We start from the raw sequence: 13,077 nt of genomic DNA, 5'->3' as shown, positions 1-13,077 counted from the left end.
ACCTTAAAGGTAGTTGGCGTTGGCAGCGTCCAGGGTGCCCTGGGCCTGCATGATCAGTTCGCAGAACTCGCGTGCAGCACCTTCGCCGCCGCGTGCCTGGGTTACGCCGTGGGCGTGCTGGCGAACGAACGGCGCGGCGTTGGCTACGGCAATACCCAGGCCGACCCGGCGGATCACCGGCAGGTCGGGGAGGTCGTCGCCCAGGTAGGCGACCTGGTCATAGCTTAGGCCCAGATCGGCGAGCAGGCCGTCGAGCACTACCAATTTGTCTTCGCGACCCTGGTAAAGGTGAGGAATACCGAGGTTTTTCGCCCGGCGCTCTACCACTGGGGTCTTGCGTCCGCTGATGATTGCCGTGGTTACGCCCGAGGCCATGAGCATCTTGATGCCTTGGCCATCAAGGGTGTTGAAGGTCTTGAACTCGCTGCCATCTTCGAGGAAATAAAGGCGGCCATCGGTCAGCACGCCGTCGACGTCGAAAACGGCGAGCTTGATTGCCTGGCCGCGTTGCATGAGATCTTGGGTCATCGGTTCGTTCTCCTTTACATCACACCGGCGCGCAGCAGGTCATGCATGTTCAGGGCGCCGGTCGGGCGGTCGTCCTTGTCCACGACCACCAAGGCGCTGATCTTGTGGTCTTCCATGATCTTCAGGGCCTCGGCGGCAAGCATTTCGGCGCGAGCAGTCTTGCCGTGCACAGTCATCACCTGGTCAATCAGTGTGGTGTGCACGTCGATGTTGCGGTCCAGGCTGCGGCGCAGGTCGCCGTCGGTGAAGATCCCGGCCAGCTTGCCATCGTCGTCCACGATCACGGTCATGCCCAAACCTTTGCGGGACATTTCAAGAAGCGCGTCCTTGAGCAGTGTGCCGCGCTGTACCTGGGGCAGTTCGTCACCGGCGTGCATGACATTCTCGACCTTGAGCAGCAGACGGCGGCCCAGGGCACCGCCAGGGTGCGAGAAGGCGAAGTCTTCGGCGGTGAAACCACGGGCTTCGAGCAGGGCGATGGCCAGCGCGTCACCCAGCACCAGCGCCGCAGTGGTGGAGGAGGTCGGGGCCAGGTTCAGCGGGCAGGCTTCATGGGCGACGCTGGCGTCAAGATTGACCTCGGCGGCCTGGGCCAGGGGCGAGTCCGGGTTGCCGGTCAGGCTGATCAACTGGATCCCCAGGCGCTTGATCAGCGGCAGCAGGGTAACGATCTCGGCGGTGCTGCCGGAGTTGGACAGGGCCAGAATGACGTCATCGCGGGTGATCATGCCCATGTCGCCATGGCTGGCTTCAGCCGGATGCACGAAGAACGCTGGCGTGCCGGTGCTGGCCAGGGTGGCGGCGATCTTGTTGCCGATATGCCCCGATTTGCCCATGCCGACCACCACGACCCGACCCTTGCTTGCCAGGATCAGCTCGCAGGCCTTGACGAAATTGGTGTCGATGCGGGCCACCAAGCCTTCTACGGCCTCGAGTTCCAGGCGCAGGGTGCGCTGGGCGGAGTGGATCAGCTCGCTGGATTGGCTCATGTCGAAAAGCAATGCCTGATTAAAAGGCGGCGATTATAGCCGCAATACAAGAAACCCTCATCCTTTCGATTGCCCTGGCAAATGTCATCAAAGCCTGTCGTTGGCCTGAACGACCTGTTTCCATGCCCTTGGGGGCGCAGGGTCAGCGGTGCTATAGTTCGCCGCTATTCGGCCTGCCAAGGGTGTGTGTGCCTTCACGATGAGGGCCGGCGTCCATTAGTGCGAGGCTGCACTAGCAAGGAGTCTAGATGAGTGTGGATAGCGCCTACGCGGTCGAGTTGAAGGGAGTCACCTTCAAGCGCGGTTCGCGCAGCATTTTCAGCAATGTCGACATCCGTATCCCGCGCGGCAAGGTCACCGGGATCATGGGGCCGTCGGGTTGCGGCAAGACCACGCTGCTGCGCCTGATGGGCGCGCAGCTACGCCCGTCGGGCGGTGAAGTGTGGGTGGCCGGGCAGAACCTGCCGAGCCTTTCGCGCAGCGACCTGTTCGATGCGCGCAAGCAGATGGGCGTGCTGTTCCAGAGCGGTGCGCTGTTTACCGATCTCGACGTGTTCGAGAACGTCGCATTCCCTTTGCGCGTACATACCCAGCTTTCGGACGAAATGATCCGCGACATCGTGTTGATGAAACTGCAGGCGGTTGGCCTGCGCGGTGCCATCGACCTGATGCCGGACGAGCTGTCCGGCGGCATGAAGCGCCGGGTGGCACTGGCACGGGCGATTGCCCTGGACCCGCAGATCCTGATGTACGACGAACCGTTCGTCGGCCAGGACCCGATTGCCATGGGTGTACTCGTGCGCTTGATCCGCCTGCTCAACGATGCCTTGGGTATTACCAGTATCGTGGTCTCCCACGATCTGGCCGAAACCGCCAGTATCGCCGATTACATTTATGTGGTTGGTGATGGCCAGGTGCTGGGCCAGGGTACGCCCGACGAGCTGATGGGCTCGGACAATCCGCGCATTCGCCAATTCATGAAAGGCGACCCGGACGGCCCGGTGCCATTCCATTTCCCTGCGCCTGACTACCGCGCCGATCTGCTGGGAGCGCGGTGATGCGCAGAAAATCCTTACTCGAGCGTATCCGCCTGCTTGGGCGTTCGGCGATCGACGTGCTGGCCGTGCTCGGGCGCTCGTGCCTGTTCCTGTTCCATGCGCTGATCGGCCGTGGCGGCATTGGCGGTGGTTTCCAGCTGCTGACCAAGCAGCTGTACTCGGTGGGCGTGCTGTCGCTGGCGATCATTGTCGTTTCCGGCGTGTTCATCGGCATGGTGCTGGCCCTGCAGGGTTACAGCATCCTCACCAAGTACGGTTCCGAACAGGCCGTCGGGCAGATGGTTGCCCTGACCCTGCTGCGTGAGCTTGGCCCGGTGGTCACCGCGCTGCTGTTCGCCGGCCGTGCAGGTTCCGCGCTGACCGCCGAAATCGGCAACATGAAGTCCACCGAGCAGCTGTCCAGCCTGGAAATGATCGGTGTCGACCCGCTCAAGTACATCGTTGCGCCACGCTTGTGGGCCGGTTTCATCTCGCTGCCGCTGCTTGCGCTGATTTTCAGCGTGGTCGGCATCTGGGGTGGATCATGGGTCGCAGTCGACTGGCTGGGCGTTTACGAAGGCTCGTTCTGGGGCAACATGCAGAACAGTGTTTCCTTTACCGACGACGTGCTCAACGGGTTGATCAAGAGCCTGGTGTTCGCCTTCGTCACGACCTGGATTGCCGTATTCCAGGGGTACGACTGCGAACCCACCTCAGAAGGGATCAGCCGTGCCACTACCAAGACCGTGGTCTATGCCTCGTTGGCAGTACTGGGTCTGGACTTTATTTTGACCGCCTTGATGTTTGGAGATTTCTGATGCAAAACCGCACCCTGGAAATCGGTGTCGGCCTGTTCCTCCTGGCCGGGATCCTGGCACTGCTGCTGCTGGCCCTGCGCGTCAGCGGGCTGTCGGCCAGCCCGAGCAGCGATACCTATAAAGTTTATGCGTACTTCGACAATATCGCCGGTTTGACGGTCAGAGCTAAAGTGACCATGGCCGGTGTGACGATCGGCAAGGTCACCGCCATCGATCTGGACCGTGATTCCTACACCGGTCGGGTGACCCTGCAGCTGGACAAGGCGGTCAACAACCTGCCGACCGACTCTACTGCTTCGATCCTGACCGCCGGCTTGCTTGGCGAGAAGTACATCGGTATCAGCGTGGGCGGTGAAGAAGACGTGCTCAAGGACGGTTCGACCATCCATGACACTCAGTCGGCGCTGGTACTGGAAGATCTGATTGGCAAGTTCCTGCTCAACTCCGTTGGCAAGGAACCCAAAGAAGCGCAACCGGCTAATTAAGGAGTTTCCATGATTTCGATCCTGCGACGTGGCCTGCTGGTGCTGCTGGCGGCCGTCCCCCTGTTTGCCCTGGCCGCGCAGTCGCCGCACGACGTGGTGCAGAGCACGACCACCGAGCTGCTGGGTGAGCTCAAGGCCAACAAGGAGCAGTACAAGTCCAACCCGCAAGCGTTCTACGACACCCTTGACCGGATCCTCGCGCCGGTGGTCGATGCCGACGGTATCTCCAGAAGCATCATGACCGTCAAGTATTCGCGCAAGGCCACGCCCGAGCAGATGCAGCGCTTTCAGGAAAACTTCAAGCGCAGCCTGTTCCAGTTCTACGGTAACGCGCTGCTGGAGTACAACAACCAGGGCATCGTCGTAGACCCGGCCAAGGCCGATGACGGCAAGCGCGCCTCTGTAGGCATGAAGGTCACCGGCAACAATGGTGCCGTGTACCCGGTGCAGTACACCCTGGAAAACCTGGGTGGCGAGTGGAAGGTGCGTAACGTCATCGTCAACGGCATCAACATCGGCAAGCTGTTCCGTGACCAGTTCGCCGACGCCATGCAGCGCAACGGCAACAACCTGGACAAGACCATCGACGGCTGGGCCGGCGAAGTGGCCAAAGCCAAGGAAAAGGCCGACGAATCGCCAGAGAAGACCGTCAAATGAGTGAGGCCGCTGTAACCATGGCCGAGCCGGGCGTGCTGCGCCTGGCCGGCGAACTGGATTACCGCAGCGGGCCGGCCCTGCGCAAGCAGGGCAAGGCGCTGATCGGCGCTTGCCGTGAGGCGCGTCTGGTGCTGGATTGTTCGGCCGTGGCGCGCTCCACCAGTGTCGGCCTGTCACTGCTGCTGGCGTTCATCCGTGACGCCGAGGCAGCCGGCAAGGCCGTCGAGGTGCGTGCCATGCCCGACGACATGCGGGAAATCGCCGGGGTTTATGACCTGGATGAGGTGCTGGCAAGCTGATGGCTTGGCAGTGATGAGAGGCCCCTCGGTCGCGCGCCCCTTCGTTGGGCTTCGCAGGCGAGGGGCTTTTTTGTATGATGGCCGACCCGTGCGCATCGGGCGCCGATTGAGGTTGAGCATGCAGGCCGTAGAAGTTAAGAGCTTCCTTGAAGAGAAATTGCCGGGATCCCGGGTCGAAGTTGAAGGCGAAGGCTGCAACTTCCAGTTGAACGTGATCAGCGACGAGTTGGCTGGCCTGAGCCCGGTCAAACGTCAGCAGGCGATCTATGCTCACCTGAATCCGTGGATCGCCAATGGCAGCATCCATGCGGTAACCATGAAATTTTTCAGCAGCGCAGCCTGGGCTGAGCGCACCTGAGCCAACTTGGCGGCGAGACACCAATGGACAAACTGATTATTACTGGCGGCGCTCGTCTCGACGGCGAGATCCGCATTTCCGGCGCGAAGAACGCGGCTCTGCCGATCCTGGCGGCGACCCTGCTGGCCGATGGCCCGGTCACCGTGGGCAACCTGCCGCACTTGCACGACATCACCACCATGATCGAGCTGTTCGGGCGCATGGGCATCGAGCCTGTGATCGACGAAAAGCTGGCGGTGGAAATCGATCCGCGCACCATCAAGACCCTGGTAGCCCCTTACGAGCTGGTCAAGACCATGCGCGCCTCGATCCTGGTGCTCGGCCCCATGGTCGCGCGCTTCGGCAAGGCTGAAGTGGCCCTGCCAGGCGGCTGCGCCATCGGTTCGCGCCCGGTCGACCTGCACATCCGCGGCCTCGAGGCCATGGGTGCGAAGATCGAAGTCGAAGGCGGCTACATCAAGGCTGAGGCTCCTGAAGGCGGCCTGCGCGGTGCGCACTTCTTCTTCGACACCGTGAGCGTGACCGGTACCGAGAACATCATGATGGCCGCTGCCCTGGCCAAAGGCCGCAGCGTGCTGCAGAACGCCGCGCGCGAGCCTGAAGTGGTCGACCTGGCCAACTTCATCAACGCCATGGGCGGCAAGGTCCAGGGCGCCGGTACCGACACCATCACCATCGATGGCGTTGAGCGCCTGCACTCGGCCACCTACCGCGTCATGCCCGACCGTATCGAGACTGGCACCTACCTGGTCGCCGCTGCCGTGACCGGCGGCCGTGTCAAGGTCAAGGACACCGACCCGACCATCCTCGAGGCAGTGCTGGAAAAGCTGAAGGAAGCAGGCGCCGAACTTACCACCGGTGAGGACTGGATCGAACTGGACATGCACGGCAAGCGGCCGAAAGCCGTCAACCTGCGCACCGCGCCGTACCCGGCGTTCCCGACCGACATGCAGGCGCAGTTCATCTCGCTGAACGCCATCGCCGAAGGCACTGGCGCAGTCATCGAGACGATCTTCGAAAACCGCTTCATGCACGTGTACGAAATGCACCGCATGGGCGCGCAGATCCAGGTCGAAGGCAATACCGCGATCGTCACCGGCGTGCCGGCACTCAAGGGTGCTCCGGTGATGGCCACCGACCTGCGTGCATCCGCCAGCCTGGTGCTGTCGGCGCTGGTCGCCGAAGGCGACACCCTGATCGACCGCATCTACCACATCGACCGTGGTTACGAGTGCATCGAAGAAAAACTGCAGATGCTCGGCGCGAAAATCCGCCGCGTACCGGGCTAGTTGCCCGCTGGCACAAGGATGTGCCATTCGAATTGAATGCGGCCGGGCTGTAGCAGCCCGGCCGGCAGTAGCCGCTTAAGGACCGACGTTCCAATGTTGACCATCGCGCTTTCCAAAGGCCGTATCCTCGACGATACCCTGCCGTTGCTGGCCGAGGCCGGTATCGTGCCGACCGAGAATCCGGACAAGAGCCGCAAGCTGATCATCCCCACTACGCAGGACGACGTGCGCCTGCTGATCGTGCGTGCCACCGACGTGCCGACCTATGTCGAGCATGGTGCCGCCGACCTCGGTGTGGCTGGCAAGGACGTGCTGATGGAGTACGGCGGCCAGGGCCTGTACGAGCCACTGGACCTGCAGATTGCCCGCTGCAAGCTGATGACCGCCGGCGCGGTCGGTGCGCCCGAGCCCAAGGGCCGTCTGCGCGTCGCCACCAAGTTCGTCAACGTGGCCAAGCGTTATTACGCCGAGCAAGGCCGCCAGGTCGACATCATCAAGCTTTATGGCTCGATGGAACTGGCACCGCTGATCAACCTCGCCGACAAGATCATCGACGTGGTCGACACCGGCAACACCCTGCGTGCCAACGGCCTGGAACCCCAGGAACTGATCGCCACGATCAGCTCGCGCCTGGTGGTCAACAAAGCCTCCATGAAGATGCAGCACGCCCGCATCCAGAGCCTGATCGACACGCTGCGCGCAGCGGTCGAATCGCGACACCGCGGTTGACATCTGCGCGCGGCCTTCGCTGTCGCGCCCGTCTATCCGCGTCATAGCCACTTTTCTCGGGTGCCCGCGCGGATGGACTGGTAGCCTAGGGCGCCTGAGCATTCGCTAATAATCGAGGCCCTCGCCATGACCGTGTCCACTGCAATTGCCCGTCTCAACGCTGCTGACCCGGATTTCGCCCGACATCTGGATCATCTGCTGAGCTGGGAAAGTGTGTCCGATGACGCGGTCAACCAGCGCGTGCTCGACATCATCAAGGCCGTGCGCGAGCGCGGTGATGCCGCGCTGGTGGAGTTCACCCAGCGCTTCGACGGTGTTGACGCCAAAAGCATCGATGACCTGATCCTCGGCCGCGAGCGCCTGGAACTGGCCCTGACCCGCATCACCGACACCCAGCGTGCAGCCCTGGAAAAGGCCGCCAACCGTGTGCGCCTGTACCACGAGCGGCAGAAGCAGGACTCCTGGCAGTACACCGAAGCCGACGGCACCGTGCTCGGCCAGAAGGTTACCCCGCTGGACCGTGCCGGCCTCTACGTGCCGGGCGGCAAGGCGTCGTACCCATCCTCGGTGCTGATGAATGCCATTCCCGCGAAGGTCGCCGGTGTCGCCGAAGTGGTGATGGTGGTGCCGACCCCACGTGGCGAAGTCAATGAACTGGTGCTGGCCGCTGCCTGTATTGCCGGTGTCGACCGGGTGTTCACCGTCGGTGGAGCCCAGGCCGTAGCCGCCCTGGCCTATGGCACCGAAAGCGTGCCACAGGTAGACAAGATCGTCGGCCCGGGCAACATCTACGTGGCGACCGCCAAGCGCCACGTGTTCGGCCAGGTCGGTATCGACATGATCGCCGGCCCGTCGGAAATCCTCGTGGTATGCGACGGCCAGACCGACCCGGACTGGATTGCCATGGACCTGTTCTCCCAGGCCGAGCATGACGAAGACGCCCAGGCGATCCTGGTCAGTCCGGATGCCGCATTCCTCGATCGCGTGGCCGCCAGCATCGACAAGCTGCTGCCGACCATGGAACGTGCCGAGATCATCGAGAAGTCGATCAACGGCCGTGGCGCGCTGATCCAGGTGCGTGACATGCAGCAGGCCATCGAAGTGGCCAACCGCATCGCCCCCGAGCACCTCGAACTGTCGGTCGCCGACCCGCAGGCCTGGCTGCCACAGATTCGCCACGCCGGTGCGATCTTCATGGGTCGCCACACCAGCGAAGCGCTGGGCGATTACTGCGCTGGCCCCAACCACGTGTTGCCGACCTCCGGTACCGCGCGCTTCTCGTCGCCGCTGGGGGTGTATGACTTCCAGAAGCGCTCGTCGATCATCTTCTGCTCCGAACAGGGCGCATCCGAGCTTGGCCACACCGCCTCGGTCCTGGCTCGTGGCGAGTCGCTGACCGCCCACGCCCGCAGTGCTGAATACCGTATCCTGACCCAAGACAAGGGGAACTGAGCATGAGTCGATTCTGGAGCCCCTTCGTCAAGGCGCTGGTGCCTTACGTGCCGGGCGAGCAGCCCAAGCTGGCCCGCCTGGTCAAGCTGAACACCAACGAGAACCCGTATGGCCCGTCGCCCAAGGCACTGGAAGCCATGCGCGCTGAGCTGAACGACAATCTGCGCCTGTATCCGGACCCTAACAGTGACCGGCTCAAGCAGACGGTGGCCGAGTATTACGGCGTCACTCCGGCCCAGGTGTTCGTCGGCAACGGCTCGGACGAGGTGCTGGCGCACATCTTCCACGGCCTGTTCCAGCACGCTCGCGGCCCGCTGCTGTTCCCGGATGTCAGCTACAGCTTCTATCCGGTCTACTGCGGCCTGTACGGCATTCCTTTCGAGCAGGTGGCGCTGGACGAGCAGTTCCAGATCCGCATCGCCGATTACGCCAAGCCCAACGCCGGGATCATCTTCCCCAACCCCAACGCGCCAACTGGCTGCCTGCTGCCGCTGCAAGCGATCGAGCAGCTGCTGCAAGCCAACCGCGACTCGGTCGTGGTGGTGGATGAAGCCTACATCGACTTTGGTGGCGAGACCGCCATCAGCCTGGTGGACCGCTACGACAACCTGCTGGTGACCCAGACCCTGTCCAAGTCGCGTTCGCTGGCCGGGCTGCGCGTCGGCCTGGCCGTCGGCCATCCGGACCTGATCGAGGCCCTGGAGCGGATCAAGAACAGCTTCAACTCCTATCCGCTGGACCGCATGGCCATCGTGGGGGCGGCGGCGGCGTTCGAAGACCAGGCCTACTTCGAGGAAACCTGCCGCAAGGTGATCGACAGCCGTGAAACGCTGGTCGAGCAGCTGGTTGCAAAAGGCTTCCAAGTGCTGCCATCGGCGGCCAACTTCATCTTCGCCCGCCATCCGCAGCAGGATGCCGCGCAGTTGGCGGCGCGCCTGCGTGAACAAGGGGTGATCGTGCGTCACTTCAAGCAGGCGCGGATTGCCCAGTTCCTGCGTATCACCATTGGCACGCCGGAGATGAACCAGGCGTTGGTCGATGCGCTGAACTGATCACGGCCATTTGCAGGAGTGAGTGAGCTCGCTCCTGCAGGTGGTCCCGCGCACATAGTTGCTGCTTTCCTCGATGACGAATGGCTTGCTTACCGGCCTGGTGCGCACCGCTACGGGTGTCTCATTCAGTTCGAGCACATAGTCGCTGGCCTGGCGCATGCCCTGCGGATCAGTCCATTGCTGCAGGTAGGCCTGCACGGTCGCGACTAACTGGCCATTTCTGTGAATGGTCACGGTGCCTTGTGAATCGCTGTTCCACAGCAACTTGGCTTCGCCTTCAATGGCCCGTGCCTTGCGTACTCCGGTAGCACCCAGCAGTGGCGTGCCATCGAGCTTCCATTCCGTCAGCAGGTCGAGCCCCATGTGCCGGAGCACGGTCGGGGCCACCGATGTCTGCGCTGCATAGCCATACAAGTTGTTGGGCCCCGGGTTGTCCTCTGGAATGCTCGGTTGGTTCAACTCTTCGTTCAACGGCTTGTTGCTGGCGATGAACACCGTCTTCTCCTGCTCGGTCACGCCACCATGGCCTGAGCCCCAGTAATCACGACCGTGGTCGGTAGAGACGATCACCAACCAGTCCTCCTGCGGGTTCTTGTGGGCACGCGCCGCGACCTCGTCCAGCAGGCGCCCCAGTCTGTCGTCAGTCTCGCGCAAGGCAAACTGGTAAGCCGGGCCGAAACCGCTGGCGTGGCCTGCTGCATCCGGCTCGTCAAGCTGGATGAAGGTGAAGTCGGCAGGTGTGTTTTCGAGGATTTCCAGGGTTCGGGCGGTAACCTGCTCATCGCTCAGGCCGCTTTCGCGCACATTGTTGCCTTGCGCGTCTTCCAGCAGGAACGCCGTGTTGATCGGTGACCAATTGACGATGCTGGAGAGATAGGCGTTTGGCAGGGCGTCACGCAGTCGTTTGAACAGGCTGGGGAACTCAGGGTCGACCCGCAAGGATTCGTTATTGGAAATGACCCCGTGCTTGTTGGCCCATACCCCGGTGAGCAAAGTCATCCAGCCCGGCCCACTGTTAGTCGCCTGTTCGCTGGCGCGGCCGTTGATGCCTCCGGCATAGGCTTTGCCGTAGATCAGGCGCTTGCGCAGGTTGCTATCCCCACCCAGTTGTTCATAGTGCTTCAGTTGCACGCCGTCCATTCCGATGATGAGCGTCTTGGGCTGGATTGGCGGTTGTCTGGTGTCGCACCCTTTGAAGAGCGCGACGAGCAGCAGGCCGGTTGCTGTCAGGGCAATCAACCGCAATGTTCTGGACATGGTCATGAATGGGGCCTTGATGGAGTCGTGCCAAGCGTTGCAACAAGGTACATTGCTGACAACTGTTAGAAATGCCAGTTGAATTGATGTCCGGAAGGCGTTCCATTAAGCTCTGTAAATTCATCGGATGATTGGTTGAGTGAAATGAGCAGCGAATTGACCAAGCGTTCCCTGGTCGAACTTGCGGTCGAACGTATGCGTGAGCGCATCCTGCAAGGCGACTGGCAAGTCGGGCAGCGCTTGCCAACCGAACCGGTACTGGCGCTGGAACTGGGCATCAGCCGCAATACCGTGCGCGAAGCCATGCGTGTGCTGGCGTTCAGTGGCCTGGTGGAAATCCGCCAGGGTGACGGCAGTTACCTGCGGACCTGCCAGGACCCGTTGCAGGCCGTGCAGGCCATGTCGCGCTGCACCCTGGAACAAGCCCGCGAGACTCGGCACATCCTCGAAACCGAGGCGATTGGCCTTGCAGCGCTCCGCCGTACCGAAGCCGACCTACAAGACCTGCGCGTAGCGCTGACGGGCAGTGCCGAGCACTTCCACGGTGATGTCGATGCCTATGTCAGCTGCGACCTGGTGTTTCACCAGCGCTTGATCGACGCCGCGCACAACCCGGCACTGAGTGAGCTGTACCGCTACTTTTCAGGCGTCGTGGCGGCAGCGCTGCAACACAACATGGCGACCGTGCCCCGTTGCCAGGCGACCTTCGACCTGCACGGGCAGATCCTCGACGCCATCGAACAACGCGATCCGGAGCGGGCCAAGGCCCTGAGCCGGACCCTCATCGAATCCTGAAGACGAGAAGGCCATGGCTGAACCCATCACCCGAGACGCGCCTGCACGCGCGCGCGAACTGGAAGAACTGCTGATCGACGCCGAGGCCGACGATGCCCAGGTGCAACAACAGCCACCGGCCCTGCAGCGGCCCTGGCTGTTGCTGCTGGGCCTGGTGCTGGTGGCATTGAACCTGCGCCCGGCGTTGTCGAGCATGGCGCCGGTGCTCGGGCAGGTCTCTGCAGGGCTTGGCCTGAATGCCTCAGAGGCCGGCCTGCTGACCACCTTGCCGGTGCTCTGCCTGGGGCTGTTCGCACCGCTGGCGCCGGTGCTAGCGCGCCGCTTCGGCAGCGAGCGGGTGATCCTGGGCATCCTGCTCACCCTGGCGTTGGGAATCGTGGTGCGCAGCGCCCTGGGGGCTGTCGGTGTGTTCATCGGCAGCGTCATGGCCGGTGCCAGCATCGGCATCATCGGCGTACTGCTGCCCGGTATCGTCAAGCGCGACTTCCCGCGACATGCGGGCACCCTGACTGGCGTCTACACCATGGCCCTGTGCCTGGGGGCGGCCATGGCAGCGGGGGCTACCGTGCCGTTGACCCAGCATTTCGATGACAACTGGGCCTTTGGCCTGGGCTTCTGGATGCTACCGGCGTTATTGGCCATGCTCGTCTGGTTACCGCAAGCGCGCCAGGGCCATGGCCTGCACAAGGCTGCCTACCGGGTGCGCGGGCTGTGGCGTGACCCGCTGGCATGGCAGGTCACGTTGTACATGGGGCTGCAGTCGTCGCTGGCCTACATCGTCTTTGGTTGGTTGCCATCAATCCTTATTGGTCGTGGCCTTAGTCCGACCGAAGCCGGCTTGGTGCTTTCCGGCTCGGTGATCGTGCAGTTGATCAGTTCGCTGGGCGCACCCTGGCTGGCGACCCGTGGCAAGGACCAACGGCTGGCCATCGTGATCGTGATGCTGGTTACGTTGGCGGGGCTGTTCGGATGTCTGTATGCCCCGATCGACGGGCTGTGGGGCTGGGCGGTGCTGCTGGGGCTGGGGCAGGGCGGTACCTTTGCCTTGGCGTTGACGCTGATCGTGCTGCGCTCGAAGGATGCCCATGTGGCGGCGAACCTGTCGAGCATGGCCCAGGGCGTGGGTTATACCCTGGCGTCCATGGGGCCGTTCGCGGTTGGCCTGGTGCATGACCTGACCGGTGGCTGGGCAGCAGTGGGGTGGATCTTTGCCGTGCTGGGCGTTGGGGCCATCGTATTCGGGCTTGGCGCCGGGCGGGCGCTGCATGTGAAGGCGACCTGCGAAAAACTCTGATAAGGAGGATGGCCTTGCCCGCGAAGAGGCCGGCACTG

At 62.8% G+C, this 13,077-nt stretch carries 15 protein-coding genes; 12 read left to right on the top strand and 3 right to left on the bottom strand.

What is annotated here, in order from left to right; all coding sequences use genetic code 11:
* Nucleotides 1-3: 3 nt before the first annotated feature.
* Nucleotides 4-528: a KdsC family phosphatase gene (locus C2H86_RS06955; RefSeq protein WP_159411977.1), complete on the bottom strand. Its 525-nt coding sequence runs from the start codon at nucleotides 526-528 to the stop codon at nucleotides 4-6.
* Between the two features lie 14 nt (nucleotides 529-542).
* Nucleotides 543-1,517 (bottom strand): KpsF/GutQ family sugar-phosphate isomerase, encoded by a 975-nt coding sequence (locus tag C2H86_RS06950; RefSeq protein WP_159411976.1) that lies wholly within the window; start codon nucleotides 1,515-1,517, stop codon nucleotides 543-545.
* Between the two features lie 248 nt (nucleotides 1,518-1,765).
* On the opposite strand from C2H86_RS06950, the gene C2H86_RS06945 reads away from it, so the two are divergent.
* The 10 genes from C2H86_RS06945 to hisC all read left to right on the top strand — a co-directional run bounded on the left by C2H86_RS06945 (nucleotide 1,766) and on the right by hisC (nucleotide 9,693).
* Entirely contained in the window at nucleotides 1,766-2,575 is an 810-nt protein-coding gene (locus C2H86_RS06945; RefSeq protein WP_159411975.1) for an ATP-binding cassette domain-containing protein, read from the top strand.
* The gene (mlaE, locus tag C2H86_RS06940; protein WP_054885955.1) at nucleotides 2,575-3,372 is read left to right on the top strand and encodes a lipid asymmetry maintenance ABC transporter permease subunit MlaE; all 798 of its coding nucleotides are present in this window, start codon (nucleotides 2,575-2,577) and stop codon (nucleotides 3,370-3,372) included. Before C2H86_RS06945 ends, mlaE begins: the two co-directional genes overlap by 1 nt.
* On the top strand, nucleotides 3,372-3,857 hold the full coding sequence (mlaD, locus tag C2H86_RS06935) for an outer membrane lipid asymmetry maintenance protein MlaD (protein ID WP_054885956.1): 486 nt from the start codon (nucleotides 3,372-3,374) through the stop codon (nucleotides 3,855-3,857). The genes mlaE and mlaD overlap by 1 nt, the downstream gene beginning before the upstream one ends.
* Before the next feature lie 9 nt (nucleotides 3,858-3,866).
* The gene (locus C2H86_RS06930; RefSeq protein WP_159411974.1) at nucleotides 3,867-4,514 is read left to right on the top strand and encodes an MlaC/ttg2D family ABC transporter substrate-binding protein; all 648 of its coding nucleotides are present in this window, start codon (nucleotides 3,867-3,869) and stop codon (nucleotides 4,512-4,514) included.
* Nucleotides 4,511-4,813: an STAS domain-containing protein gene (locus tag C2H86_RS06925; protein WP_159411973.1), complete on the top strand. Its 303-nt coding sequence runs from the start codon at nucleotides 4,511-4,513 to the stop codon at nucleotides 4,811-4,813. Before C2H86_RS06930 ends, C2H86_RS06925 begins: the two co-directional genes overlap by 4 nt.
* 118 nt (nucleotides 4,814-4,931) lie before the next feature.
* The gene (locus C2H86_RS06920) at nucleotides 4,932-5,171 is read left to right on the top strand and encodes a BolA family protein (RefSeq protein ID WP_003255121.1); all 240 of its coding nucleotides are present in this window, start codon (nucleotides 4,932-4,934) and stop codon (nucleotides 5,169-5,171) included.
* Between the two features lie 23 nt (nucleotides 5,172-5,194).
* Nucleotides 5,195-6,460, top strand: coding sequence for a UDP-N-acetylglucosamine 1-carboxyvinyltransferase (murA, locus tag C2H86_RS06915; protein WP_159411972.1), 1,266 nt, complete (start codon nucleotides 5,195-5,197; stop codon nucleotides 6,458-6,460).
* Nucleotides 6,461-6,553: 93 nt separating this feature from the next.
* Entirely contained in the window at nucleotides 6,554-7,189 is a 636-nt protein-coding gene (hisG, locus tag C2H86_RS06910) for an ATP phosphoribosyltransferase (RefSeq protein WP_159411971.1), read from the top strand.
* Between the two features lie 126 nt (nucleotides 7,190-7,315).
* On the top strand, nucleotides 7,316-8,641 hold the full coding sequence (hisD, locus tag C2H86_RS06905; RefSeq protein WP_159411970.1) for a histidinol dehydrogenase: 1,326 nt from the start codon (nucleotides 7,316-7,318) through the stop codon (nucleotides 8,639-8,641).
* 2 nt (nucleotides 8,642-8,643) lie between these two features.
* Complete coding sequence (hisC, locus tag C2H86_RS06900) at nucleotides 8,644-9,693, top strand: histidinol-phosphate transaminase (RefSeq protein ID WP_159411969.1); 1,050 nt, start codon at nucleotides 8,644-8,646, stop codon at nucleotides 9,691-9,693.
* Here the strand turns inward: hisC and C2H86_RS06895 are convergent, their stop codons facing one another.
* Complete coding sequence (locus C2H86_RS06895; RefSeq protein ID WP_430738573.1) at nucleotides 9,694-10,956, bottom strand: alkaline phosphatase family protein; 1,263 nt, start codon at nucleotides 10,954-10,956, stop codon at nucleotides 9,694-9,696.
* Between the two features lie 138 nt (nucleotides 10,957-11,094).
* Here C2H86_RS06895 and C2H86_RS06890 point away from each other — a divergent pair, with 138 nt between their 5' ends.
* Nucleotides 11,095-11,745 (top strand): FadR/GntR family transcriptional regulator, encoded by a 651-nt coding sequence (locus C2H86_RS06890; protein WP_159411968.1) that lies wholly within the window; start codon nucleotides 11,095-11,097, stop codon nucleotides 11,743-11,745.
* A gap of 13 nt (nucleotides 11,746-11,758) precedes the next feature.
* A complete protein-coding gene (locus C2H86_RS06885; protein WP_159411967.1) occupies nucleotides 11,759-13,039 on the top strand; it encodes a CynX/NimT family MFS transporter in 1,281 nt (426 codons plus the stop codon).
* Nucleotides 13,040-13,077 lie beyond the last annotated feature (38 nt).

The sequence above is a fragment of the Pseudomonas putida genome, from assembly GCF_009883635.2.
Taxonomy (GTDB): domain Bacteria; phylum Pseudomonadota; class Gammaproteobacteria; order Pseudomonadales; family Pseudomonadaceae; genus Aquipseudomonas; species Aquipseudomonas putida_W.
This window is presented reverse-complemented; position numbering and strand designations above follow the sequence as displayed.